At 73.3% G+C, this 26176-nt stretch carries 20 protein-coding genes; 13 read left to right on the plus strand and 7 right to left on the minus strand.

Annotated features, from left to right (window positions below):
• The first annotated feature begins 221 nt into the window (after positions 1-221).
• The 9 genes from steA to TCUR_RS10800 all read left to right on the plus strand — a co-directional run bounded on the left by steA (position 222) and on the right by TCUR_RS10800 (position 12003).
• On the plus strand, positions 222-1463 hold the full coding sequence (gene steA, locus TCUR_RS10760) for a putative cytokinetic ring protein SteA (protein ID WP_012852522.1): 1242 nt from the start codon (positions 222-224) through the stop codon (positions 1461-1463).
• On the plus strand, positions 1460-2413 hold the full coding sequence (locus TCUR_RS10765) for a copper transporter (protein ID WP_012852523.1): 954 nt from the start codon (positions 1460-1462) through the stop codon (positions 2411-2413). The genes steA and TCUR_RS10765 overlap by 4 nt, the downstream gene beginning before the upstream one ends.
• Positions 2410-3324, plus strand: coding sequence for a hypothetical protein (locus TCUR_RS10770; protein ID WP_012852524.1), 915 nt, complete (start codon positions 2410-2412; stop codon positions 3322-3324). The genes TCUR_RS10765 and TCUR_RS10770 overlap by 4 nt, the downstream gene beginning before the upstream one ends.
• 26 nt (positions 3325-3350) lie before the next feature.
• Positions 3351-4934, plus strand: coding sequence for a murein biosynthesis integral membrane protein MurJ (murJ, locus tag TCUR_RS10775; protein ID WP_012852525.1), 1584 nt, complete (start codon positions 3351-3353; stop codon positions 4932-4934).
• A gap of 4 nt (positions 4935-4938) precedes the next feature.
• Positions 4939-6084, plus strand: coding sequence for a glycosyltransferase (locus TCUR_RS10780; RefSeq protein ID WP_012852526.1), 1146 nt, complete (start codon positions 4939-4941; stop codon positions 6082-6084).
• A gap of 674 nt (positions 6085-6758) precedes the next feature.
• Positions 6759-8957: an acyl-CoA dehydrogenase family protein gene (locus TCUR_RS10785; RefSeq protein ID WP_012852527.1), complete on the plus strand. Its 2199-nt coding sequence runs from the start codon at positions 6759-6761 to the stop codon at positions 8955-8957.
• A gap of 304 nt (positions 8958-9261) precedes the next feature.
• Positions 9262-9711: a hypothetical protein gene (locus TCUR_RS10790; protein WP_148232988.1), complete on the plus strand. Its 450-nt coding sequence runs from the start codon at positions 9262-9264 to the stop codon at positions 9709-9711.
• Entirely contained in the window at positions 9708-10583 is an 876-nt protein-coding gene (locus tag TCUR_RS10795) for an AAA family ATPase (protein ID WP_012852529.1), read from the plus strand. Before TCUR_RS10790 ends, TCUR_RS10795 begins: the two co-directional genes overlap by 4 nt.
• 19 nt (positions 10584-10602) lie before the next feature.
• On the plus strand, positions 10603-12003 hold the full coding sequence (locus TCUR_RS10800) for a vWA domain-containing protein (protein WP_012852530.1): 1401 nt from the start codon (positions 10603-10605) through the stop codon (positions 12001-12003).
• Between the two features lie 12 nt (positions 12004-12015).
• Here the strand turns inward: TCUR_RS10800 and TCUR_RS10805 are convergent, their stop codons facing one another.
• Both TCUR_RS10805 and TCUR_RS10810 read right to left on the minus strand, forming a co-directional pair.
• Positions 12016-12585 (minus strand): TetR/AcrR family transcriptional regulator, encoded by a 570-nt coding sequence (locus TCUR_RS10805; protein ID WP_012852531.1) that lies wholly within the window; start codon positions 12583-12585, stop codon positions 12016-12018.
• A 168-nt stretch (positions 12586-12753) separates the two neighbouring features.
• Positions 12754-13101, minus strand: a complete 348-nt coding sequence (locus TCUR_RS10810; RefSeq protein ID WP_012852532.1) for an SPW repeat domain-containing protein — start codon at positions 13099-13101, stop codon at positions 12754-12756.
• 290 nt (positions 13102-13391) lie between these two features.
• Between TCUR_RS10810 and TCUR_RS10815 the strand changes: the two genes are divergently transcribed.
• Positions 13392-15011 carry an adenylate/guanylate cyclase domain-containing protein gene (locus TCUR_RS10815; RefSeq protein ID WP_012852533.1) on the plus strand — a complete coding sequence of 540 codons (1620 nt, stop codon included), beginning with the start codon at positions 13392-13394 and terminating at the stop codon, positions 15009-15011.
• A gap of 157 nt (positions 15012-15168) precedes the next feature.
• Positions 15169-16584 (plus strand): GH1 family beta-glucosidase, encoded by a 1416-nt coding sequence (locus TCUR_RS10820; RefSeq protein ID WP_012852534.1) that lies wholly within the window; start codon positions 15169-15171, stop codon positions 16582-16584.
• A 59-nt stretch (positions 16585-16643) separates the two neighbouring features.
• Here the strand turns inward: TCUR_RS10820 and TCUR_RS10825 are convergent, their stop codons facing one another.
• The 5 genes from TCUR_RS10825 to TCUR_RS10845 form a co-directional block, all read right to left on the minus strand.
• Complete coding sequence (locus TCUR_RS10825) at positions 16644-17762, minus strand: DUF2637 domain-containing protein (RefSeq protein ID WP_169313013.1); 1119 nt, start codon at positions 17760-17762, stop codon at positions 16644-16646.
• A 214-nt stretch (positions 17763-17976) separates the two neighbouring features.
• Complete coding sequence (locus TCUR_RS10830) at positions 17977-18720, minus strand: RlpA-like double-psi beta-barrel domain-containing protein (protein ID WP_012852536.1); 744 nt, start codon at positions 18718-18720, stop codon at positions 17977-17979.
• Between the two features lie 79 nt (positions 18721-18799).
• Positions 18800-20977, minus strand: a complete 2178-nt coding sequence (locus tag TCUR_RS10835; protein WP_012852537.1) for a molybdopterin-containing oxidoreductase family protein — start codon at positions 20975-20977, stop codon at positions 18800-18802.
• Between the two features lie 52 nt (positions 20978-21029).
• Positions 21030-21725, minus strand: a complete 696-nt coding sequence (locus tag TCUR_RS10840; protein WP_012852538.1) for an AAA family ATPase — start codon at positions 21723-21725, stop codon at positions 21030-21032.
• 66 nt (positions 21726-21791) lie between these two features.
• Positions 21792-22457, minus strand: a complete 666-nt coding sequence (locus tag TCUR_RS10845; protein ID WP_012852539.1) for an MBL fold metallo-hydrolase — start codon at positions 22455-22457, stop codon at positions 21792-21794.
• A 139-nt stretch (positions 22458-22596) separates the two neighbouring features.
• Here TCUR_RS10845 and TCUR_RS10850 point away from each other — a divergent pair, with 139 nt between their 5' ends.
• Both TCUR_RS10850 and uvrA read left to right on the plus strand, forming a co-directional pair.
• Entirely contained in the window at positions 22597-23061 is a 465-nt protein-coding gene (locus TCUR_RS10850) for a hypothetical protein (protein WP_012852540.1), read from the plus strand.
• Between the two features lie 154 nt (positions 23062-23215).
• A complete protein-coding gene (uvrA, locus tag TCUR_RS10855) occupies positions 23216-26107 on the plus strand; it encodes an excinuclease ABC subunit UvrA (protein WP_425358356.1) in 2892 nt (963 codons plus the stop codon).
• Positions 26108-26176: the final 69 nt, after the last annotated feature.

Raw genomic sequence — 26176 nt, forward strand, 5'->3', positions numbered from 1 at the left:
GCTCCGCGGCCGACCGCCTCGCCGGGAGGGATATCCTCCTTCGGCGAGGCCGCACGCCGCCTGCGCAGGCGGCCGGCCTCCGTGCCGCCGCGACGGCGGGGGCGGCGCTTTGGCGCGTATCAGCTCGCTTGTCGCTGACACGCCGCAACGCAGCATGTGCAGACAGGGAGGAATCACGTGTTCTGCGAACCGGACGGCAAGGCGCGCACTCTCCTCATTCCATGAAGGTCTTTCCACAGGCGGCCGAGCGGCGCGCCCGCCTCCTCCCGTTGCGGCTGCCGCGGCGCATCCTCAGGCTCGGCGCGGCCGGGGCCGGCGAACGCCCGGGGGTGTGGGCCACGGTCCGGCTGGACCGCCGCACCAAGAAGCTGACCAAGCGGCTGCAGCCCGGCGAGATCGCCGTGATCGACCATGTGGACCTGGACCGGGTCAGCGCCGAGGCGCTGGTGTCCTGCCAGGCCGCCGCCGTGATCAACGCCGCCCCCAGCATCTCCGGCCGCTACCCCAACATGGGGCCGCAGATCCTGCTGGAGGCCGGCATCCCGCTCATCGACGACGTCGGCCCGGAGATCTTCACCAAGCTCAGCGAGGGCGAGACGGTGCGGGTTAGCGGCGGCGCCGTGCTGCGCGGCGACGAGGTGATCGCCCAGGGCATCGAGCAGACCCCCGAGTCGGTGGAGGCCGCGCTGACCGCCGCCAAGGCGGGCCTGGCCGACCAGATCGAGGCGTTCGCCGCCAACACCATGGAGTACATCCGGCGCGAACGCGAACTGCTCATCGACGGCGTCGGCGTCCCGGACGTGGCCACCCCGATCGAGGGGCGGCACGCGCTGATCGTGGTGCGCGGCTACCACTACCGCGAGGACATCGCCACGCTGCGCCCCTACATCCGCGAGTACCGGCCGGTGCTGATCGGGGTGGACGGCGGCGCGGACGCGCTGCTGGAGGCCGGCTACCGGCCCGACATGATCGTCGGGGACATGGACTCGGTCTCCGACGAGGCGCTGACCTGCGGCGCCGAGCTGGTCGTGCACGCCTACCGGGACGGCCGGGCCCCCGGCCTGAAACGGGTCAAGGAGCTGGGGCTGGACGCGGTGATCTTCCCCGCCACCGCCACCAGCGAGGACATCGCGATGCTGCTGGCCGACGACAAGGGCGCCTCCTTGATCGTGGCGGTCGGCACGCACGCCAACATGGAGGAGTTCCTCGACAAGGGCCGCGCCGGGATGGCCAGCACCTTCCTGACCCGGCTGCGGGTGGGCAGCAAGCTGGTGGACGCCAAGGGCGTCTCCCGGCTGTACCGCAGCCGCATCTCCGGCGGGTCGCTGCTGTTGCTGGTGCTGGGGGCGTTCATCGCCATGACCGTGGCCGTGCTGGTCTCCCCGACCGGGGAGGTGATCTGGCCGCTGTTGGCCGAACGCTGGCACGCCTTCCTCTTCTGGTTGACCGGACTGCTGACGTGATCGATTTCCGTTACCACCTCGTCTCCCTCGTCGCGGTGTTCCTGGCCCTGGCGGTGGGGCTGGTGCTGGGCGCCACCGCGCTCAGCGACCCGCTGCTGGGCACCTTGAAGAAGGAGGCCGCCGCCGCCGGCAAGCGCAACGAGGAGCTGCGCGCCCGCCAGCGCGAGCTGCAGCGGCAAAGCGACGGCGAAGAACAGTTCGCCCGCACGCTCGCCCCGCAGCTGCTGGCCGGGCGGCTGAAGAACCAGTCGGTGGTGCTGATCGAGACGCCCGGCGCGGGCCAGGAGAGCCTGGACCGGATCGCCGAGCTGCTGGGCGACAAGGGCGCCGGGGCCACCGTCACCGGCCGCGTCACCGTCCAGAAGAAGTACCTGGACGACGACCAGGTGGCCACCGTGGACCAGCTCGCCGAGCAGCTGCGGCCGGCCGGCATGACCTTCTCCGGCAACGCCGGCCCCTACGACAAGGCCGCCCGGGTGCTGGCCGCGGCGCTGGTGACCGACGACGCCTCCGAGGCGCTGCGCGACGACGCCTCCGGCAAGTCGATCCTGGAGGCGTTCAAGTCGGCGGGTTTCGTGACCACCAGCGGAAAACCCGCCCAGCATGCGACACTCGCCGTCATGGTCGCACCCTCCTCCCCCTACCAGGACGGGGCCGACGCCGACAACAAGGCGCTGATCGCGCTGGCGGACGCGCTGGATGCGGCCGGGCGCGGCAGTGTGGTGGCCGGTCCGCTCACCGCCGCCGGCGAGGGCGGGCTGATCGCCGCGCTGCGCGACTCGGAGGCCGGTGAGCGGGTCTCCTCGGTCGACGCCATCGACTACTCCTCCGGCCGCATCGTCACCGTGCTGGCCCTGCAGGAGCAGCTGGCCGGCCGCACCGGGCACTTCGGCACCGGCGACGGCGCCGGCTCCTACCTGCCCTCCCCGGCCCCAGGAGGCAGCGGATGACAGTGCAGAAGACGGTGAAGTCCCTGATCGTCGGCGGGCTGGCGGGAGCCGCCGCGGCCCGCCTGGCCTACGCCGCGCTCACCCGCAACCCGCCCGGCTGCAAAGGGCGGGACGGCCGGCGGGTGTGGGGCCGCACCAACCACCGGGGCGAGCCGGTCACCCTGCTGGAGGGCCCGGCGCTGGTGGCCGGGGCCGCGGTGGGGGGAGCGCTGACCCCCGGGCTGCCCGGCCGGGTGCGCGCCGCCGCGCTGCTGGCCGGCACCGTGTGCGGGGCGCTGGGCGCCTACGACGACCTGGCCGGCTCGGCCTCCTCCCGGGGATTCAAAGGGCACCTGGGGGCGTTGGCGCGCGGCGAGGTCACCAGCGGCGCGGTCAAGATCGTCGGGATCGGGACCTGCGGGCTGGCCGCCGCCGCCCTGGCCGGCACGGCGGCGCCCACCCGCGCCGGACGGGCCTTCGATGTGCTGACCGGCGGCGCGGTGGTGGCCGCCGCCGCCAATTTGATGAACCTGTTCGACCTGCGTCCCGGACGGGCCATCAAGGTGGGGCTGCTGACCGGGACGCCGCTGGCGGCCGGGGGAGCGGGCCGGGCCGCCGTGGTGGCCGCCCCGCTGGGCGCCGCGATCGCGCTGCTGCCCGAGGACCTGGGAGAGCGGGCGATGCTGGGTGACGCCGGCGCCAACGCCCTCGGCGCCCTGCTGGGATTGGCCGCGACGCGGCTGGAGCGCGGGCCCCGCCTGGCGGTGCTGGCCGGCCTGGTCGCCTTGAACGTCGCCAGCGAGTTCGTCAGCTTCACCAAGGTCATCGCCGGCAACCCCGTCCTGAACCGCCTGGACATGCTGGGCCGCCGCCCGCCCGCCCCGCCCGCCGGGGCGGCGCCGGCAAGCGAGGCAGAAAAGGACATCGCCTAGGTGAACCCCCCGTCGAACCCCCTGCAGTGCGGAAGCTGACCCAAGGGCTGGCCGGGGCGGCCGTCCTGATCGGTGCGCTGACGGTGCTGGCCCGCCTGGCGGGCTTCGGCCGCACCGTGGTGTTCTCCCAGACCGTCACCGCCCAGTGCGTGGGCCAGGTCTACAACGCCGCCAACATGATCCCGACGATCGTGTTCGAGATCGTCGCGGGCGGGGCGCTGGCCGGCATGGTCGTGCCGGTGCTGGCCGGCCCGGCCGAGCGCGGCGAGCGCGACCACGTGCGGCGCACCGCGTCGGCCATGCTGACCTGGGTGGTGCTGGCGCTGACGCCGCTGTCGGTGCTGATCGCCGTGGCGGCCGGCCCGATCATGACGCTGCTCATCCCCGGTGAGGCGCACGGCTGCTCGGCCGCCGACGCGGTGGCCGTCGGCGCCGACATGCTGGTGGTGTTCGCCCCCCAGGTGGTGCTGTACGGCCTGGCCGTGGTGCTGTACGGGGTGCTGCAGGCGCACCGGCGCTTCACCGCCCCGGCGCTGGCCCCGCTGGTGTCCAGCCTGGTGGTCATGGTCGCCTACCTGGCGTTCGTCCCGCTGGGCGCGGGGCACCGCGACGACCTGGCCGGCCTGCCGGAAAGCGCCGAGCTGACCTTGTCGGTGGGCACCACGCTGGGCGTGCTGTCGCTGCCGCTGACCGCGGCGGTGGCCGCCCGGTCGCTGCGGCTGCGGCCCCGGCCGACGCTGCGTTTCCCGCCCGGCGTGGCCGCCCGGGTGCGGCATCTGGCGGCGGCGGGCCTGGCCACGGTGGTCGCCCAGCAGGTGGCCACCTTGGCGGTCATCGTGCTGAGCTGGCACGGCACGCCCGGCGCGCTGGCCGACTACAACTACGCTTGGGCGATCTACCTGCTGCCGTGGGCGGTGCTGGCGGTGCCCATCGCCACCAGCGCCTTCCCGACGCTGTCGGCGCGGGCGGGCGATGCGGACCGCTTCGACGCCATCGCCGCCGCCACCACCCGGGCGGTGCTGCTGGCCTCCGGGCTGGGCGCCGCGGTGGTCGCCGCCGTGGCGGTGCCCGCCGCCCACTTCCTCGACAGCGCCGAGGGAACGCACCCGCAGGTGCTGGCGCGGGGCGTGCTGGCGTTCGCGCCCGGGCTGATCGGCTATGGGCTGGTGGCGCACCTGGGGCGGGTGCTGTTCGCCTGCGGGCGGGGCCGGGCCGCGGCGACGGCCACGGTGGTCGGCTGGCTGGTCGTGCCGGTCGCCGACATCGCGCTGGTGGCGGCCGTCCCGCAGGAGTGGGTGGTGGCCGCGTTCGGGGCGGGCAACACGCTCGGGATGACGGTGGCGGGCGCGCTGCTGCTGGGCGCGCTGGTGCGGGTGCGCGGCCGGGCGGTGCTGAACGGGTTCGGCCGTGCGGTGCCGGCCGGGCTGCTGGGCGCCCTGGCGGGCGGCGCGGCCGGCTACGGCGCGGCCGCCGTGGTGGGAACCGGCGGCCGGCTGCTGAACGTGGGCGCGGCGGCGCTGGCCGCGGCGGTCGCCGGGGCGGTCTTCCTGGCGCTGGCCCTCATGGTCGACGGCCGTGACCTGCGGGCCGTCCTCAACCGGAAGGTGTGACGCGATGGACCTGGACGGCGTGAAGATCGCTCTCGTCCTGGCGAGCAGCGCCGGGGGAGTGGGCCGGCACGTCCGCTCGGTCGCCGAACGGCTGGTGCGGCGCGGGGCGCGGGTGGTGGTCTGCGGCCCCGCCGACACCGAGCGGCTGTTCGGCTTCACCGCCGGCGGGGCGCGCTTCGCCGCCGTCGAGATCGCCGACCGGCCCCGGCCGCCGGCCGACGCCCGGGCTATCGCCCGGCTGCGCGCTCTGCTGCGCGGCGCCGACCTGGCGCACGCGCACGGGCTGCGCGCCGGCGGGCTGACCGTGGCCGCCTGCGCCCGTCCGCTCGCCGGGCCGCTGCGCATCGGCAAGGGCGGCCCTGCCGTGGTGGTGACGCTGCACAACGCGCTGCTGGCGGGCGGGCTGGTCGGGGCGGCCTACCGGGTGCTGGAGCGGATCGTGGCGGTGGGCGCCGACCGGGTGCTGGCGGTCTCCCCGGACCTGGAGGAGCGGATGCGCGCCCTCGGCGCCCGCCGGGTCGGCCGCGCCCTGGTCCCCGCGCCCGCCGCCCCGCCGCCGGACCCGGCCGCCCGCCGGGCGGTCCGCGCCGAGCTGGGGGCCGACGGCCGGCCGTTGATCGTCACCGTGGGGCGGCTGGCCGAGCAGAAGGGGCTGTTGACGCTGCTGGAGGCGGCGGCCGGGTGGGCGCGCCGCACCCCGCCTCCGCTGGTGGCCGTCGCCGGGGACGGGCCGCTGCGGGATGAGCTGCAGGCCCGCATCGACGCTGCGGCCCTGCCGGTGCGGCTGCTGGGCCGCCGCTCGGACGTGCCGGATCTGCTGGCCGCCGCCGACGTGGCCGTGGTGCCCAGCCTGTGGGAGGGCCAGCCGCTGATCGTCCAGGAGATCCTGCGCGCCGGCCGTCCCCTGGTGGCCACCCGGGTCGGCGGGATCCCCCCGCTGCTGGGCACCGAGGAGGCCGGGGAGGTGGCGGGCCTGCTGGTGCCGCCCGGCGACGCCGCCGCCCTGGAGGGGGCGGTCTCCCGGATCCTGGACGATGCGGCGCTGGCCGACCGGCTCGCCGCGGCGGCGGCCCGCCGCGCCGCCGCGCTGCCCACCGAGGACGAGGCGGTCGACGCGCTCGTCCGCGTCTACCGCGACCTGCTGCGCTGATCGCCCCAGCGGGCGGATCCGGGCGCCGGCGGCCGTGCTCGGCGTGGGCGGTCATGACGTCTTGTGCCGCGCGTGCGCAATGGGCGCCGCAGAGCGCATGGCACGGACTTGTGCCGCAGGGTTTTCACCGGTTGTTTTCCCACGGCCGGTGCACCTTTCTCAACGCGCCGTCTCCGCGGATCGAGACGGGCATCGCAGCCGGGGACGATGCCGTGACTTGGAACGTGCCGGTACCGGACGCCATCGGGGCTCCCGTCCCCGGCGCCTGAGGCCGCGTGTGGAAAAGGCGCGGTGCGCCGGAACGGCGCGAGGAAGGTTGTGAAAGCGTCGCGTGTTTCGGCGCTGCGATTGTCACCGGGCACCGAATTCCCGGCGCGGGCAACGCGTGCGGTGACCGGCTCTGACCTGCGCGGTCGCCGTGAAACGGGGCGGGCGGTGCGGTCAATGGTGAGCGGATGCCAAATTTCGGCCGGTCACGGCGATGACGGCTGAGTAGCCGTCGCCGTGCGGTGGCGCAAGGCTGGCCCTCCAGGTACTGGAACGGGACTCGGGTTTGGGAGTAGGGTCTCCCCCAGGGAATCCGAATCCTGTTCTAGAATCTGCGTCGAGCAGGTGTGGGACCCGGGAAACCCCCACCGGTACGGAGCCACTAGCCACAGCAGAGAAGGTGACCAATGGCCATCGGGCTTACCGAAGAGCACGAGGCGCTAGCGGAGTCGGTGCGCGGATTCGCCGAGCGCAACATCTCCACGCAGGTCGTGCGGACGGCGCTGGATGCGGACACCGAGAGCCGGCCGGCGTTCTGGCCCGCGCTGGCCGAGCAGGGGCTGCTGGGCCTGCACCTGCCCGAAGAGCACGGCGGCCAGGGTTTCGGGCTGCTGGAGCTGGCGGTGACGCTGGAGGAGCTGGGCCGCGCCGCCGCCCCCGGGCCGTTCCTGCCCACCGTGCTGGCCAGCGCCGCCATCAACGCCTGCGGCAACGCCAAGGCCAAGGCCGAGCTGCTGCCCGCGCTGGCCGACGGGTCCAAGACCGGGGCGCTGGCGCTGACCGCCGAGCTGACCGGGCGGCGTGACGGCGACGCCCTGGTGATCAGCGGCGCCGCCGAGCCGGTGCTGGGCGCGGCGCTGGCCGATGTGATCGTCCTCCCGGTCGCCACCGACCAGGGCGAGGAGTGGGTCGCCCTGGACGCCGCCGACCTGACCGTCACCGCCGTGCCGAGCCTGGACAAGGTCCGGCGGGTGGCCAAGGTCGAGGCCGCCGAGCTGACCGTGGCGGCCGACCGCGTGCTGGACGGCCTCAAGGGCCGGGACGTGCAGAACCTGGCCGCCGTGCTGCTGGGCGCCGAGGCCGCCGGGGTGGCCTCCTGGTGCGTGACCACCGCCGCCGAGTACGCCAAGGTCCGTGAGCAGTTCGGCCGTCCCATCGGCCAGTTCCAGGGCGTCAAGCACAAGGCCGCCCGGATGCTCATCGCCCTGGAGCAGGCCCGCGCCGCGGTCTGGGACGCCGCCGTCGCCCTGGGCGACGAACCCGGCCCGCAGGTGGAGTTCGCCGCGGCGGTGGCCGGCACGATCGCCCCCGAGGCCGCCGTGCAGACCTCCCGCGACTGCATCCAGATCCTCGGCGGCATCGGCTTCACCTGGGAGCACGACGCCCACATCTACCTGCGCCGGGCGCTGACGCTGCGCGCCCTGCTCGGCCCGGCCAAGGACTGGGCCGCCACCGTCGCCACGCTGGCCCTGGACGGCCACCGCCGCCCGATCGAGCTGGAGCTGGGCGAGGACACCCAGCCGCTGCGCGAGCGCATCCGCGCCGAGGTCGCCGAGCTGGCCGCCATCACCGACCGCAAGGAACTGAACGCCAAGATGGGCGATGAGGGCTGGACGATGCCGCACTTCCCCAAGCCGTGGGGACGCGGCGCCGGCCCGGTGGAGCAGATCCTCATCGCCCAGGAGCTCAAGGCCGCCGGGGTCAAGCCGCCCAGCATGGTGATCGGCGCCTGGCTGGTGCCCTCGCTGGTGGCCTACGGCACCGAGGAGCAAAAGGAGCGCTTCCTGCGGCCCACGCTGCGCGGGGAGATGGTCTGGTGCCAGCTGTTCAGCGAGCCCGGCGCCGGCTCGGACCTGGCCTCGCTGTCGATGAAGGCCGAGCGGGTCGAAGGCGGCTGGAAGCTGACCGGCCAGAAGATCTGGACCTCCATGGCGCAGATGGCCGAGTGGGGCTTCTGCCTGGCCCGCACCGACCCCGAGGCCCCCAAGCACGAGGGCATCACCTACTTCCTGGTGGACATGAAGTCCCCGGGCGTGGAGGTGCGCCCGCTGCGCGAGCTGACCGGCGACGCCCTGTTCAACGAGGTGTTCCTGGACGGGGTGTTCGTCCCCGACGACTGCGTGGTCGGCAAGGTCAACGAGGGCTGGAAGGTCGCCCGCAACACCCTCAGCAACGAGCGGGTCACCCTGTCGACCGGCAGCGGCCTGGGCATGGGCATGGACGACCTGCTGAAGTTCTTCCAGGGCACCGAGCTGGACCCGGTGACCCGCGTGGAGGTCGGCAAGCTGGTCGCCCAGGGCCACTCCATCGACCTGCTGGCGCTGCGCACCACCCTCAAGCAGCTGAATGGGGTCGAGCCGGGCGCCGAGGCCAGCGTCCGCAAGCTGCTGGGCGTGCAGTTCAGCCAGGACGTGGCCGACTACTGCTGGGCCGCCCAGGGCGCGGCGGCCGCCACCGAGGTGCCGGCCGAGCGCAGCGGCATCGTCGGCCGGGCCATGCTGTTCAGCCGCGCCATGACCATCTACGGCGGCACCACCGAGGTGCAGCTCAACATCATCGCCGAGCGGCTGCTGGGTCTGCCGCGCGACCCGGAGCCCGGCAAGTGACCCTGCCGGAGTGAAGGCGCCACCGCGTCCCCCGCCGCGGCGGGGGACGCGGTCACCGGCCGTGAGAACACCACCGGAAAAGATGAGGCGCCGCATCGCGGCCCGGGCCGTCCGCGCCGGGAACGCCCCGGGAGCCGCTCGGGCCGATGGGCGCGCCATGGCAGAAGAACCTGTCCGTTGATGGGACCATTTGTCCGTCCCTTCCGGGTGTGAACCGTTGGTTAAACTGCCGCAATTTCCACGAGCTTTTCCGGAGGTCCACGTGCGAGGTCCATCCCGGCGACCCAGACCGATGCTGGTGACGGTGCTGACCGCGTCCGTGATCGCCCTCGCCGCATGCGGCGGAGGCGACGGGCACGGCGGCGGCTCCCCGGCCGCGGCGGGCGGCCACGGAGCACCCGGCGGGCAGCAGGCCGAGGGCGGCTCGTCCGCCACCGAGACCTCCGCTCCGCTGCCCAAGGTCCAGCCGTCCCAGGTCAAGGCGCTGGTGGGCACCTGGGTCAGCCGAGGGGGACCCGAGGGGCAGCCCAAGGACTACTTCGTGTTCAAGGCGGACGGCACGGCGACGTGGATGGCGCGGAAGCAGACCCTGTGGAGCGGGCAGGTGATCCCCGAGGGGAACCGCAAGTTCCGCTTCTCCTGGAACGGCGGTGACCCCAAGGACGCCTCGTACTGGGGCGTCACCCTCAACGCCGACGGCAAGTCACTGATCTTCAACGGCACCAACCAGACCTATACCAAGGTGACTTCGTGACCTCTTTGTTCTCCTCGCCCGAGGATGTCTCCCGGCGGCTGGCGGCCGTCGGCTACCTGGCCGACGAGGCCATCGCGACCACCGTGTTCCTGGCCGACCGGCTGGGCAAACCGCTGCTGGTCGAGGGCCCGGCCGGGGTCGGCAAGACCGAGCTGGCCAAGGCGGTCGCCGCCGCCACCGACGCCGAACTGGTCCGCCTGCAGTGCTATGAGGGCCTGGACGAGGCCCGCGCGCTGTATGAGTGGAACTACAAAAAGCAGCTGCTGCGCATCCAGGCCGCACCTTCCGACCAGGCCTGGGAGACCACCCACGACGACATCTTCACCGCCGAGTTCCTGCTGGAACGTCCCCTGCTGGCGGCCATCCGGCGCACCGGCCCCACCGTGCTGCTGATCGACGAGACCGACAAGGCCGACGTCGAGATGGAGGGGCTGCTGCTGGAGGTGCTGTCGGACTTCCAGGTCACCATCCCCGAGCTGGGCACCATCACCGCCACCCGCCGTCCGCTGGTGGTGCTGACCTCCAACGCCGCCCGCGAGCTGTCGGAGGCCCTCAAGCGCCGCTGCCTGTACCTGCACCTGGACTACCCGGCCCCGGAGCGGGAACGCGACATCGTGCTCGCCCAGGTGCCCGGCATCGAGGCGGAGCTGGCCGAGCAGCTGGTGCGCACCGTCGGCGCGCTGCGCGCCCTGGAGGTCAAGAAGGCCCCCTCCATCGCCGAGACCGTGGACTGGGCCCGCACCCTGCTGGCGCTGGGCCTGGACGAGCTGAACGAGGAGGCCGTCTCCCGCACCCTGGGCGTCGTCCTCAAGCACGTCACCGACCAGCAGCGGGCCGTCCGGGAGCTGAAGCTGCCGGTCGACGGCCGCTGAGGGCGGGAGAGCCCCGGCCATGGCTTCGCTCGTCGACCGCCACACCGGCTTCGTGGCCGCGCTGCGGGAGGCCGGGCTGCCGGTGTCGGTCTCCGAAGGGCTGGACGCCGTGCGCGCCCTGACGGTGATCGATCTGATCGACCGGGAGGCGCTGCGCGCCGCCTACGCCGCCACGCTGGTCAAACGCCCGGCCCACCGCAAGACCTTCGACACGCTGTTCGACCTGTGGTTTCCCGCCGCGCTCGGCGACGGGGTCGCCGCCGCCCGGCGGCCCGCCCCTGCCGCCGAGGCCGGCGCGGACCGTGCCGCGCCGCTGCCGCCGCCGCTGGACCCGGAGGTGCAGCGCTACCGGCAGGAGCTGTTCGAGCTGCTGCTGAACGGCGACGATGTGTCCCTGGCCCAGTTCGCCCGCGCCGCCGTGGCCCGCTTCGGCCGCTCCCCGGGCCAGCAGTCGTGGTTCTCCTCCGGGGTGCTGCGCGCACTGTCCCCGCAGACGCTGATGGCCGGGCTGCTGAACGCCGTGCTGGCCGGGCGGGAGCGCGGCGGCATGGCCGAGCAGGTCGCCCGGCAGACCTTCCGCGAGCGGATCGGCCGTTTCGAATCCCTGGTGGCCACCGAGGTGCGGCGCCGCATCGCCGAGGACGGCGGCGTCGAACGCGCCGCCCGCATGGCCGTGCGCCCCCCGCTGGAGCAGCTGGACTTCAACCGCGCCACCCGCGCCGACCTGGCCGCGCTGCGCCGCCAGGTCTACCCGCTGGCCCGCCGGCTGGCCACCCGGCTGGCCCAGCGGCAGCGTCTGGCCGACCGCGGCCGGCTGGACTTCCGCCGCACCGTGCGGGCCTCGCTGTCCACCGGGGGAGTGCCGCTGACCACCCATCACCGGCCCCGCCGCCCGCACCGGCCGGAACTGGTCATCTTGTGCGACGCCAGCGACTCGGTCGCCGCCTTCGCCCACTTCACCCTGCTGCTGACCTTCGCGCTGCGCGAGCAGTTCACCAAGGTCCGCGCCTTTGCGTTCATCGACACCACCGACGAGATCACCCGCTTCTTCACTCCCGGAGCGGACGTGGTGGACGCGATGACCGCCATGGTCAAAGAGGCCGACCTGGTGTGGATCACCGGGCGCAGCAATTACGGCAACGCCATCAAGGTCTTCGCCGAAAAATACGGCGACGCCATCACTCCGCGCACCTCGTTGCTCATCCTCGGCGACGCCCGCTCCAACTACGGCCCGCTGTCGCTGCCGATCCTGCGCCGCCTGGTCGACCAGGCCCGCAACGCCTACTGGCTCAACCCCGAACCCCGCCGCAACTGGGACACCGGGGATTCGGCCGCCTCCGCCTACGGCGAGATCGTCCCGATGCACGAGTGCCGCAACCTCACCCAGCTCGCCCAGTTCATCGAGGAGCTCGCCGGCTAGGGCGGCGGGCCGTCAGGTTCCCAGGGAGCGGGCGATGAGGTCGGCGACGGCGTCGGGGTCGATGTGCTCGCCGGTGAGCTGGGAGAGATTCTCCTGGTAGAGCAGGACGGCGGTGAAGGTGGCGGCGGCGACCTCCAGGCGGGCGGCGTCGCCGCGGGCGCCGGGCAGCGCCATCTCCAGGGCCAGGCGGGCGCGGCGCAGCACCTCCCGGTTGAGGCTGCGCAGCCGCTCGCGCACCGAGCGGTGGGTGTCGGCCTCGCGGAACAGGATGCGGCGCATGGCGGGGGAGGCGCGCAGCGGCAGGCGGCGGGCCAGGCGGGACAGGGTGCCGGCCGGGTCGCCCGGGGTGGCCTCCACCGGCTCCTCCGGCAGCGTCTCGATGAAGGTGCGCTCTTCGACCAGGGCGATCAGCAGGTCGATCTTCTGCGGAAAGTAGTGGAACACCAGGCCCTTGGGCACCTTGGCGCGGCGGGCCACCTTGGCGGTGGAGGTGGCCTCATAGCCGTCGGCGGCGAACAGCTCCTCGGCGGCGTCCAGGATCCTGGTCCGGGCGTCGCCCCCGGCACGCCCGCGTCGTCTCATCGCCCCTCCAGGTGGACGTCCCGGCCGCCGCCCGCCGCGCGCGTGGCCCCGGTGCGCCGGGGCGCACGGGGCCACGCGGGGCCGGAAGCCGGGATCGCCTTGTGATCGAACCGCTCAGGCGACCGCCTGATCGGCGCGCCGGCCGGGAGCGTTCCCGGACGGGCCGTCTCAGGCGGCGACCCGCTCGCCGGTCTGCGCCGATGTGGTCTGCGTCGCCGTCCACAGGCCGACGATAGCGGCCACGCCTCCGGCGATCCATGCCGTCCAGGCGGCGGCCGCCTCACCGGTGAAGCCGAACGCCCAGGGCGAGATGAAGATCAGCACGGCGAAGGCCGTGGTCGTCCAGGCCGACGGGCCCGCCGCGCCCAGCAGCGCGTACAGGCCGGCCAGCGCCAGCAGCGCGCCCAGCACCATCAGCGGCTGCTTGCCGGCGTCGTCGGCCCACAGCTCCGGGGCCAGGACCGCCGCAAGTCCCGCCACGAACGCCACCGCGTCCTGCCACGCGAACTTGCCCATGGGACACCTCCAGTGGATCACCTGGGACTACTTTGTCCTGGTTTGAGAAGTTCCTGATTGACCGGACGGTCAACCTCACCGAAGGTGGACAGTGGGCTTACCTTTCCTTGCCCTCGCCCCGGGTGATCCGCTAAAAGATCTTGGTTTGCGGGATCGCGGCGCAACCGGCTCCCCGTCGTGACGCTCGGCGTCCACGGCGGCGCGCATCGTGAAAACCCGCCCGGGGAGAAGACCGCCCGAGCGGGAAGGGACGTCCCGGCGCCTTTTGGGACGGGCTACCCTCCACCGATATGGACGACAAGGGGCCGAAGCCGATCCTGCCGCGACCGTTGCGCACCCTCCTCGGCCCCTTGGCGAGGCTGATCGACGGACCCCCCGACGCGACCCCCGCGCAGATCGCCGCCCGCGCCCACGTGCTGGTGACGGTCTCCGCCGCGGTGGCCAACCTCGGCGGCGCCCTGGTGGTGCTGCTGCTGGCCACCCTCGTGGTGCCCGTCCCCGAGACCGGCTCGGAGCGGCTGCGGCTGGTCAACGTGGCGGTCTTCACCGCCTACGTGGTCGCCGCGGTGCCCACCGGGCTGCTGCTGGGGGAGCGGTTCTTCCGGCAGGTGCGCCGCCTGATGGAGCAGGACCGCACCCTGGACAAGCGGGAGCGCTTCCTGCTGCTGTACGGGCCGCTGCGGCTGATGACGGTGCACCTGACGCTGTGGGCCATCGGCACGGTCGGCTGGGCGGCCATCAACCTTCCCTTCGCGCCGCCGCTGGCGCTGAAGTTCGGCGTCGCCGGCACCCTGGGCGGCCTGGCCACCTGCACCATCGTCTACCTGATGACCGAGCGGATCCTGCGCCGGGCGGTCACCACCGCGCTGCGGGCCGGCGTGCCGCGCGCCACCGGGCTGCCCGGCGTGGTGGCCCGCTCGATGCTGGCCTGGTCGCTGGGCACCGCCGTGCCGCTGCTCGGCCTGCTCGCCATGGCCGTCGGGGTGTTCTTCATGCCCGACCCGCACGTGGAGGACTTCGCCATCGGGGCGCTGGTGCTGGGCTGCACCGCGCTGGCCCTCGGATTCAGCGTCACCTACATCGCCGCCCGCGCCATCGCCGACCCCATCGAGTCGGTCCGCCTGGCCATGGCCCGGGTCGAACGCGGCGACCTGAACGCCGAGGTCGCCGTCTACGACGGCAGCGAGGTCGGGCTGCTGCAGGCCGGGTTCAACCACATGGTGGCCGGGCTGCGCGAGCGCGAGCGGCTGCAGGACCTGTTCGGCCGCCAGGTCGGCGAGGACGTGGCCAAGGTCGCCCTGGAGCGCGGGGTGGACCTGGGCGGCGAGATCCGCCAGGTCGCGGTGATCTTCGTGGACATCATCGGCTCCACCCGCCTGGCCGCCGACCGCCCGCCGACCGAGGTGGTCGCGCTGCTCAACCGTTTCTTCGCCGTGGTGGTCGAGGTGGTCGGCGAGCACGGCGGCTGGATCAACAAGTTCGAAGGGGATGCCGCGCTGGCGGTCTTCGGCGCCCCCCAGGACCTGCCGGACGCCCCCACCCGGGCGCTGCGGGCCGCCCGCGAGCTGGCCGTCCGGCTGCGCGAGCAGGTCCCCGAGCTGGCCGCGGCGGTGGGCGTGTCCGCCGGCGAGGCGGTGGCCGGGCACATCGGCGCCGAGGAGCGCTTTGAGTACACCGTCATCGGCGACCCGGTCAACGAGGCGGCCCGGCTCACCGACCTGGCCAAGACCACCCCGCAGCGGGTGCTGGCCGCCGGAACGGCGCTGGCCGGTGCCGACGCCGAGGAGGCCGCCTGCTGGACGCTGGGCGAGGAGGTCACCTTGCGCGGCCGCACCCGCGGCACCCGCCTGGCCGCCCCCCGCACCCCCGACGCGGCGCCCTCTGACCGCAGCGCGGCCGGCACGGCGTGAGCGGCGTGCCGGCCGCCGCGGGGAAGCCGGAGAGAGCCGGCGCGGAGGACCTCCCGCCTCGAAGAGCGCGCCGAAAACCGCCGGAACCCCCCGAAGACGGACCGGCCTCGGCACGATGAGGAGGAAGCACGCCGGCGATCGACCTGGGAGACCACCGATGACCGACCACGACCTGCCGACCGGCTTTCCACCCGGCTTCCTGTGGGGCGCGGCGACCTCCGCCTACCAGATCGAAGGCGGCGTCGACGCCGACGGGCGCGTCCCGTCCATCTGGGACACCTACAGCCACACCCCCGGCCGGGTGCGGGACGGGGACACCGGCGACGTGGCCTGCGACCACTACCACCGGTGGGCCGAGGACGTCGCCATCATGGCCGAGCTCGGGCTGAACGCCTACCGCTTCTCCATCGCCTGGCCGCGGATCATGCCCGGCGGCCGGTTCAACCCCAAGGGCGCCGACTTCTACTCCCGGCTGGTGGACGCCCTGCTGGAACGCGGCATCGCCCCCGTGGCCACCCTCTACCACTGGGACCTGCCCCAGGAACTGGAGGACGCCGGCGGCTGGCCCGCCCGGCAGACCGCCTTCCGTTTCGCCGAGTACGCCGAGGCGATCGGGCGCGTCCTCGGCGACCGCGTGCACATCTGGACGACCCTCAACGAACCGTGGTGCTCGGCCTTCCTGGGATACTGCTCGGGCTCACACGCCCCCGGCCGCACCGACCCGGCCGCCGCCCTCGCCGCCGCCCACCACCTCAACCTCGCCCACGGCCTGGCCGTGCGGGCGCTGCGCCGGGCGGCGCCCGGGGCCCGCTGCTCGGTCACCTTGAATCTGCACCATGCGCGCGGGGCGTCCGCCGCGGACGCCGACGCGGTCCGCAGGGTGGACGCCGTCGCCAACCGGATCTTCCTCGGCCCCATGCTGACCGGCCGCTACCCGGCCGACCTGATCGACGACACCGCCTCCATCACCGACTGGGCGTTCGTGCACCCCGGCGACGAGCAGACCATCGCCGCGCCGCTGGATGTGCTGGGCGTCAACTACTACGCGCCCGTCCTGGTCCGCCGCTGGGACGGCAGCGCCCCCCGCCAGAGCGCCGACGGGCACCGGCCCGGCTCCCGTAGCGCCTTCCCCGGCTGCGAGGAAGTGGAGTTCCTGCCCATGCCGGGCCCCCGCACCGCCATGGGCTGGCCGATCGACCCGGCCGGGCTGACCGAGCTGCTGATGCGGCTGCACCGCGACCATCCCGGCGTCCCGCTGATGATCACCGAGAACGGCGCCGCCTTCGAGGAGGAGGCGGACGCCGACGGCCGCGTCCACGACGCACGCCGCATCGGCTACCTGCGCGACCACCTGGCCGCCGCCAAGGCGGCCATGGACGCCGGAGCCGACCTGCGCGGCTACTTCGTCTGGTCGCTGATGGACAACTTCGAGTGGGCCCGCGGCTACTCCAAGCGCTTTGGGATCGTCCGCGTCGACTACCGCACCCAGCGCCGCACCTGGAAGGACAGCGCCCACTGGTACCGGAGGGTCATCGCCGCCAACGCCCGGTCTCACCAAGCGCCCCGCCCGTGAAGCGCAAAAGGCCTCCCCGCTGTTTGAAGGCGGGGCGGCCTTTTGCAGGAATGCGCAGGTCAGGCGCGCCAAGAACGCACCAGTTCCTCCAGCGTGGCCGCGTCGAACTCGATGCCCCGCGAGGTCAGCTCCTGGCGGACCATCTCGCCATCGCCCTTGTACTTGGCCAGCAGGCGGTACACCGCGTACGGGAACCAGTGGTTGTCGCGGATGCGCCGGATGTCGGCCTCATCGGCGTGGTACCCCTCGGCGCGCACCGCCTGCAGCGCGGCGGTCAGGTCGCCGTCGTGCTTCTCCAGGGCGTCCATCGCGACGTTGCGCAGGCCCTCGGGGTTGGTGACCGTCGGCACGTCGGGCTGGGGGGCCAGCACCGGCTGCTCCAGGGCGTTGGTGTCCAGCGTGCCGTGGCCGTTGACGCTGGCGCGGGCGGCGGCGCCGACGGCGGCCAGTTCCGGAGCGGGCTCGGGAGCGGGTTCGGGAGCGGCGTGCTTGGGACGGGAACGGCGCGGGGCCGCAGGGGCCGGCTGCGGCTCGGCCTGCGCGGTGGCCTGCGCGGTGCGGGTGGCGGCCGGAGCCTGCTCACCCTGGTTGTTCTTGCCGGTCTGCGAAGCGCGGGCGCTGCCGGACTCCAGGGCCTTGTCCACGCGGACCGCGCCGATCTGGGGCATGGGCCCGGTGACGCGCATCGGCATCAGGGTGATCTGCTGCAGCGTCACCGGGGAGGCGATGGCGCGCGGCTGGCCGCCGTCGGGCGGCGACAGCTTGCGGGCCGTCTCCTCGTTGGTGCGCTGGGAGACGTACCTGTGCAGCGTCCGCAGCAGCACGAACAAGCCCAGCATGGACACGATCGGCGGCACCGCCGCGGTGGCCTGGTAGGAGAACTTCGCGGTGCCCACGTGGCCCACGTTGAAGATGAGGCTGGCGGTCCATCCGGCCATCGCGATGGTCAGCGGCAGGCAGAAGTCCAGCCAGCTGAGCATGTTGCGGCGGTGGACCACGTAGGCGTCGATGGCCAGCAGGAACAGGCCCAGCTCGCCGACGATGATGAACAGGTCGACCAGCAGCGGGAAGGACTGGGCCTTCCAGCCGCTGAGCCCGTGATCCAGTGCCCAGTGGTAGAGACCGGCGTAAGACTGGGCGAAGCCGCTCGCCGTGGCGGTCAGGACCGCAGCGGCCATGACGGCCACGGCTGCCCAACGGGTGATGGCCTGTGCGCGAGTGGCGGCGGACATGTGGCGTGCGCTCCCAAGGTCGTGATCCAGGCAAGAAGGTGTGATCTGTTGGAGACTACCGTTGTCGGTGTGGCGTGTGGGACTTTCCTTGTTACGTTCTCCGCACAGTTCACAGAAGGTTGCCCGATTTGGGAGTTTTGTCGTTTTATTTCGCGTCCTGCTATTCCAGTGCCAGCGTCGCGCCGTCGAGCGTGGTGTAAAGCGGCGACTTGGTGAAGCCGGGCCCGGTCTCCTCCCCGATGTAGACGTCGGCGTGGTGCGCCCCGCCGTATCCGGGAGCGAACACGTCCACCACCGTCCACCGCGCCGCCCGGAACCGGGCGCAGACCTCGGGCGGTACGGGACGGCCCGCCCGGCCCCGGCCGCAGGCGGTGATGACGAAACGCGACCCGCGCCTCAGCACCGACCGGTCGGCGGCGGCGGTGACCCAGGGACGCAGCGGCCGGCCGGTGGCGTCCTTGGCGGCCTCATCCAGCCAGAACTGGCCGACCCGCCGTGACCAGGCCAGATAGCGGCCCTTGTGCGGGCCGCTGGTGATCCGGCCGGCCCCTTCGGTCCGCACCGCCTCGATGAAGCTCTCCGGGTAGGAGCCCAGATCGGCCTTGGGACGGCCGCATCCGTAGACCGGGCATCCCCGCACCCGCTTGCGCGGGCCGCTGTGGAAGGACTCGACCGGCGTGTAGTAGACGGTGATCCGCCAGCCCGCCGACAGCTTCGTGGGCGTGACCGTCACCGCGGCACGGGCACGGGGCGGGTCGGCCGCGGGCGGCGCGGCGGGCGGGGCCGCCGCGGTGGGCGGCGCCACCGGGAACGCCGGGGACACCTGCGAGGCGGCCGTCCCGCACCCCGCCGAACCCGCGCACAGCACGGCCATCACGGCACCGGCCCACCGGCTCCGGCGCATCCGGTCTCCTCCCCAAGGCGCCGTCGGCGGCGTCCGCTCCGGACGCCCGGACCAGGATGCCCTCTCGTGCCCGCCCCGGTCACGCCTTCGGCGCGGCGGAGGCGGGTTCGGGCACCGGTTCCAGCCGGACCGCCAGCCCGTTGAGGTGGGCCATTCCCGCCAGCGGCTCCAGGTCGCCGGGGTCGGCGGAGGCCAGGGCGTTGACGTTGGCGCCCCCGGCGGCGTTGGCCACCCGCCAGCCGCCCCGGTGCCCCCAGCCGTGCGGGACGGCCACCACGCCCTCGGTCATCTCGTCGGTGATCTCCACCGGCAGCTCCACCGACCCGTGCGCGGAGACGACCCGGCAGAGCGCACCGTCCCGCAGGCCGCAGGCGGCGGCGTCCTTGGGGTTGACGCGGACCCGATGGGTCCGCTTGCCGCGCATCAGGGACGGGGCGTTGTGCATCCAGGAGTTGTGCGAGCGCAGCTCGCGCAGCCCGATCAGCCGCAGCGGCAGCTCCGGCGGCGGCTCCGGTGCCCGCTGCAGGCGCCGGAACTCCCCGATGATCTCCGGGGGCGCCAGATGCACCCGCTTGTCGCGGTGGACGATCCGGCGGCGCAGCGTGCCGGCCTCGTGGTGGTCGGCCAGCACCAGGCCGTGCGGGAAGCGGCGCAGCCTGCGCAGGCTCAGCCCGTCGCGGCGCAGCCCGAACAGATCCCCGCGCCGGCCGGTGCGCAGCAGCAGGTCGGCCAGCATCCGGGGGGTGGGCCGCACGCCCAGCCGGTGCGCCAGCCGCTGCAGGGGGAGGGCGCCCAGCCCCAGCCCCATGCGGCGGGCCAGATCCTCGATGATCTCCCACTCCTGCCGGGCCTGGCCGCGCGGCGCCACCACCGGCTCGGTCCAGGTGATGTAGGGCACCAGGTAGTTCTGCAGGAACGGCAGCGGCAGGTCCTCGCGCTCCAGGAACGTGGTGGCCGGCAGCACGTAGTGGGCCTTGGCGGCGGTCTCGCTGAGGTAGAAGTCGATGCACACCAGCAGCTCCAGCCGCTCGAAGGCGGCCGCCAGGCGCTCGCCGCCGGGCACGCTCAGCAGCGGGTTGCCGCCGGAGACCAGCAGCGCGCGCAGCCGCCCGGGGCCGGGTGTGGTGATCTCCTCGGCCATCACTCCCGCCGGGGCGGTGCCCAGCACATCGGGGTAGCCGCCGACGCGGGAGAAGGTCTTGCCGTAGGTGCCCTTGCCCGACAGGCGCAGCAGCTCGTCCACATGCAGCGGGGAGCGGCCGAAGATGGCGCCGCCCTCGCGGTCGAGGTTGCCGGTGACCAGGCACAGTGCGTCGATGAGGAACGCGGTGAGGGTGCCGAAGCGGCCCAGGCAGGTGCCGATCCGCCCATAGACCGCGGCGCGCTCGGCGGCGGCCAGGTCACGGGCCAGCTCCCGCACCGCGGCGGCGGGCACGCCGCTGCGGCGCTCGGTGCGCTCGGGCGGGAAGGCGGCGACCAGCCGGCGCAGCGTCTGCGCGCCGCGGGCCTGGCGGGCGATGGCCGCCTCGTCGGCCAGGCCCTCGGCGAAGATCACCTGCAGCAGGGACAGCAGCAGCCACACGTCCCCCTCGGGCAGGATCGGCAGGTGCTCGTGAAGGCGGGCGGTCTCGGTGCGGCGCGGGTCCACCACGATCACCCGGCCGCCGCGCCGCTCGATGGCGGCCAGCTCGTCCTTGATGCGCGGGGCGGTGATCAGGCTGCCGTGCGAGACCAGCGGGTTGGCCCCCAGCATCAGCAGCAGGTCGGTGCGTCGCAGGTCGGGGATGGGCACCAGGACCGGCGAGCCGTACAGCAGCGCGCTGGCGGCGAAGCGGTTGTTGGTGTCCTGGGAGCCGGCCGAGTACAGGTGCGGCGAGCCCAGCGCCGCCATGAACTGGGCGATCCACAGCGGGTGGCTGTAGGAGAAGGCGGCGGGGTTGCCGAAGTACCAGCCGATGGAGTCCCCGCCGTGTTCGGCGCGCAGCCGGCTCAGCCGGCCGGCGATGTCCTCCAGCGCCTCGTCCCAGCTCACCTGCTCGAACTCCCCGTCGGGGCGGCGGCGCAGGGGGTGGAGCACGCGGTCGGGGTCGTTTTGCACCTCCGCCATGGCGATGCCCTTGGGGCAGGCGAAGCCCTTGGAGAGGGGGTGGTCGCGGTCGGGGCGCAGCTGCGTCACCGTGCCGTCCTCGACGGTGGCCACCAGTCCGCACAGCGGCTCGCAGATCCGGCAGTAAGTAATTACTTGCGAGGTGCCCATGGTGGAATTGTTCCCCCCTCCCGGGGCGCTGTCCAGGCTTCCCCGCCCGCGCTCACTCCGGCCCGCCGAAGCGGAACGCCGTCAGCCGGTCGGCGGAGGGACGGTCCAGCACGGTCACGGTGCGGGCGGGCGGCAGCGTCCCCCGCCGGGCCCGGGCCACCAGGCGCCGCCAGCGGCGGCAGTGCCGGGCGAAGACGGCGGGGGTCAGCATCCGCCCGCGGGCCACCTGCCCGGCGCGCGCCACCTCCGGGGGCACGTCCAGCAGCACCAGATGCAGACTCGCCCCGCGGCGGCGGGCCAGCCAGGCGAGCCCGTGCAGCAGGTGCGGCCAGGTCCCCCGGGTGTGGGCGACCACCGCGCGCCCGGCCGTCAGCGCCCGCGCGATGCGCCACACGTGAGTGGTGTAGACGAACGGGATCTGAGCGCGCGGCGGCAGCGCCCACAGCCGCCGCGCCCACCAGTTGCGCGCCTGCCGGGAGTCGATCACACAGACCCCGCCTGAGACCACCGGGTGCGTCTCGTCCCCGCGCAGCCCGTACAGGCGCGCCAGCAGCGTGCTCTTGCCCGCCCCGGGCAGCCCGGCCACCAGCACCAGCGCCCGGGCCGGGAAGCCCAGCACGATGGGCGCGGCATCGGGCGCCGCGCCCGCGTCACCGGCCGGTGCGGTGGGCGCGGCGGCGGGGACCGGGAACCTCGTCGCGCTCGCGAATGGGCCGATCTCCTGTCCACAGGGGGCGGGATCATCCACGATATGCGCCGGGCCTCCCGGTCGTCCCTCCCCGGCCGGGACCGGCCGCCCGCCGGGGAAGGGGAGTCACCAGCCGCGCTCGCGCCACTCCGGCAGGTGCGGGCGCTCGGCGCCCAGCGTGGAGTCCTTGCCGTGGCCGGGGTAGAACCAGGTGGCGTCCGGCAGCCGGTCGAAGATCCGCTCCTGGACGTCGGTCAGCAGCTGGTTGAACAGCTCCGGATCGCCCCAGGTGTTGCCGACCCCGCCGGGGAAGAGGCTGTCGCCGGTGAACAGGTGGGGGGAGCCGGCCAGCTCGCCGCCGGCGTCGTACAGCAGCGCGATCGAGCCGGGGGTGTGCCCGCGCAGGTGGATGACCTCCAGCTCGGCCTTCCCCACCCGCACCCGGTCGCCGTGCTCGACCGGCTCGGTCACCGGCTCCGGCAGCTCGCCGGCGTCGATGGGGTGCGCCGTCACCGCCGCCCCGGTGGCGCGCACCACCTCGCTGAGCGCCTGCCAGTGGTCCTGATGGCGGTGGGTGGTGACGACGCGGGTCAGCGGCCCCTCGCCGATCAGCTCCAGCAGCCGCTGCGCCTCGGCGGCCGCGTCCACCAGCAGCTGCTCGCCGGTGGCGGTGCAGCGCAGCAGATAGGCGTTGTTGTCGAAGGGGCCGACCGCCACCTTGGTGATCGTGAGGCCGGGCAGCTCCCGCACGTCGGGCGGTCCCCCGACCTGGACATCTCCGGTGTAGGCCATAGGGCAATCCATATCTCATCACCGGCCCGCCGATCGAGCCCGCCCCCGCCCGTGCCCCCGATCACATTCGTCCGGTTTGCGGCACCGGTCACCAAATCCGCCCGGGCGGCGCTGTTTTCTGGACGGTGGAGGTGAGGCGGTGCTGGCCAGACGGGGGACCGTGACGGAGGGGGAGGCGCGGCAGGCGCTTGCCGAGCTGCTGAGGGCGATCGGGCGGGACGTGGCGGCGACGGGGGCGATCTTGACGCTGGTGCTGGCCGGTCTGCTGGTCCGGCTGCCGGCCGGGCCCGCGCTCGACCCGCTGGGGCTGCCGATCCTGCTCGCCGAGGTCGGGGCGTTCCTGATCTCGGCCGGGTACGCGGTGCGCACCCGGGTGGTCATCCGGCGGGCGCTGGAACGGCTCCGGGAACGGAGTGGCGCCCCGCTGCACCCCGGGGTGCCCTGGGAGCCGCTCGGCTCATCCGCCGCGCTGGATGAGCGGGAGCTGCGCCGGGAGCTGCGGCATCTGGTGAGCACCGCCTGCCGGTGCCACGACCTGTCCCTGAACGCCCTGGTCTGGGCCTTGATCACCGGCCTGCTGGCGGTGCTGTGGCACGTGATGTGACCGGTGGAACGTGAGGGAAAGCCTCATCTCGGTGGCAGGAGATCTTCGAACACGTGTACGGTTCATAGCGTCCGAGCCGGGTGCCCGTCATGACGGACCGTTCCGTCGGCGCCCGCGGTTAGCCTGATGCCGACTTGTCTGAGACCGGCTCGTCATGAGACCAGCGCGTCTCACCGAGCGGGCCCCAAGGGAGCCGAGTACCGTCGTGCATGACCGTCTCATCGTGCGCGGAGCGCGCGAGCACAACCTCAAGGACGTCTCGCTGGAGTTGCCGCGGGACTCCCTGATCGTGTTCACCGGGCTGTCGGGGTCCGGCAAGTCCAGCCTGGCCTTCGACACCATCTTCGCCGAGGGGCAGCGCCGCTACGTGGAGTCGCTGTCGGCCTACGCCCGCCAGTTCCTGGGCCAGATGGACAAGCCCGACGTCGACTTCATCGAGGGCCTGTCGCCGGCGGTGTCCATCGACCAGAAGTCCACCTCCAAAAACCCCCGCTCCACCGTCGGCACCATCACCGAGGTCTACGACTACCTGCGGCTGCTGTACGCCCGCATCGGCCGCCCCCACTGTCCCGAGTGCGGCCGCCCCATCAGCCGGCAGACCCCCCAGCAGATCGTCGACCGGGTGCTGGAACTGGAGCCGGGCACCCGCTTCCAGGTGCTGGCGCCGGTCATCCGCGGACGCAAGGGCGAGTACGCCGAGCTGTTCCGCGAGCTGCAGTCCAAGGGCTACTCACGGGCCCTGGTGGACGGCGTCATGGTCCGCCTGGACGACCCGCCCAAGCTCAAAAAGCAGGAAAAACACGACATCGCGGTGGTGGTGGACCGGCTGACGGTCAAGGACTCGGCCCGCCGGCGCCTGGCCGACTCGGTGGAGACCGCCCTGGGTCTGGCCGGCGGCACCATCGTGCTGGACTTCGTCGACCTGCCCGAGGACGACGAGCGCCGCACCCGGATGTTCTCCGAGCACCTGTACTGCCCCTACGACGACCTGTCGTTCGAGGAGCTGGAGCCGCGCTCGTTCTCCTTCAACTCCCCCTACGGGGCCTGCCCGGAGTGCACCGGGCTGGGCACCCGCATGGAGGTCGATCCGGAACTGGTCGTCCCCGACCCGGAGAAGACCCTCGCCGAGGGCGCCATCCAGCCGTGGTCCAACGGCCATGTCAGCGAGTACTTCCTGCGGCTGCTGTCGGCTCTCGGCGACGCCATGGGCTTCACCCTGGACACCCCCTGGGAGAAGCTGCCCGCCAAGGTCCGCAGGGCCATTCTCAAGGGGTACGACACCCAGGTCCACGTCAGCTACAAGAACCGCTACGGCCGCACCCGCTCCTACTACACCACCTACGAAGGCGTCATCCCCTACATCCACCGGCGGCACGCCGAGTCCGAAAGCGACGCCACGCGCGAGCGGTTCGAAGGCTACATGCGGCAGGTGCCCTGCCCGGCCTGCGACGGCGCGCGCCTGAAGCCCTCCGTCCTGGCGGTCACCGTGGGCGGCAAGTCGATCGCCGAGGTCGCCGCCATGCCCATCAGCGAGTGCGCCGAGTTCCTGCGGACGCTGGAGCTGGACGACCGCGAGGCGCACATCGCCGCCCGGGTGCTCAAAGAGGTCAACGCCCGGCTGGGCTTCCTGCTGGACGTCGGGCTGGACTACCTGACGCTGGACCGCCCGGCGGCCACGCTGGCCGGCGGCGAGGCCCAGCGCATCCGGCTGGCCACCCAGATCGGCTCCGGCCTGGTCGGCGTGCTGTACGTGCTGGACGAGCCGTCCATCGGGCTGCACCAGCGCGACAACCACCGGCTGCTGGAGACGCTGCTGCGGCTGCGCGACATGGGCAACACCTTGATCGTCGTCGAGCACGACGAGGACACCATCGCCGCCGCCGACTGGGTGGTGGACATCGGCCCCGGCGCCGGCGAGCACGGCGGCCAGATCGTGGTCTCCGGCCCGGTGGAGGAGCTGAAGGCCTCCCCCAAGTCGATCACCGGCGCCTACCTGTCGGGCCGCCGCCGCATCGAGGTGCCCCAGGTGCGCCGTCCCCGCACCAAGGGCCGCGAGATCGTGGTCAGGGGCGCCCAGCAGAACAACCTCAAGAACATCGACGTGACGTTCCCGCTGGGGGTCTTCACCGCCGTCACCGGCGTGTCCGGCTCCGGCAAGTCCACCCTGGTCAACGACATCCTCTACAACGCGCTGGCCAAGGAGCTGCACGGCGCCCGCACCGTCCCCGGCAAGCACCGGCGCATCACCGGCCTGGAGCACGTCGACAAGGTGGTGCACGTCGACCAGTCCCCGATCGGCCGCACCCCCCGCTCCAACCCGGCCACCTACACCGGGGTGTTCGACCACATCCGCAAGCTGTTCGCGGCCACCCCCGAGGCCAAGGTGCGCGGCTACCAGCCGGGCCGGTTCTCCTTCAACGTCAAGGGCGGGCGCTGCGAGAACTGCGCCGGCGACGGCACCATCAAGATCGAGATGAACTTCCTGCCGGACGTCTACGTCCCGTGCGAGGTCTGCCACGGCGCCCGCTACAACCGCGAGACGCTGGAGGTCCGCTACAAGGGCAAGACCATCGCCGAGGTGCTGGACATGCCGATCGAGGAGGCCACCCGCTTCTTCGAGCCGATCAGCGCCATCCACCGGCACCTGTCCACCCTCAACGACGTCGGGCTGGGGTACGTGCGGCTGGGCCAGCCCGCCCCCACCCTCTCCGGCGGCGAGGCCCAGCGCGTCAAGCTCGCCGCCGAGCTGCAGCGCCGCTCTACCGGCCGCACCATCTACGTGCTGGACGAGCCCACCACCGGGCTGCACTTCGAAGACATCCGCAAGCTGCTGGGCGTGCTCAACGGCCTGGTCGACAAGGGCAACACCGTGGTGGTCATCGAGCACAACCTGGATGTGATCAAGACCGCCGACTGGATCATCGACATGGGCCCCGAGGGCGGCTCGCGCGGCGGCACCGTGGTCGCCGCCGGCACCCCCGAGGAGGTCGCCCGGGTCGAGGCCAGCCACACCGGCCGTTTCCTGGCCAAGCTGCTGGATCGGTGATCTGCGCGTCCCGCCTCACGACGGCACCGCGCGCCGGTTTTGCTCCGGCGGGGTGGCGGCGGGGGGTAT

This window comes from Thermomonospora curvata DSM 43183, assembly GCF_000024385.1.
In the GTDB taxonomy this organism is placed as follows: Bacteria; Actinomycetota; Actinomycetes; order Streptosporangiales; family Streptosporangiaceae; genus Thermomonospora; species Thermomonospora curvata.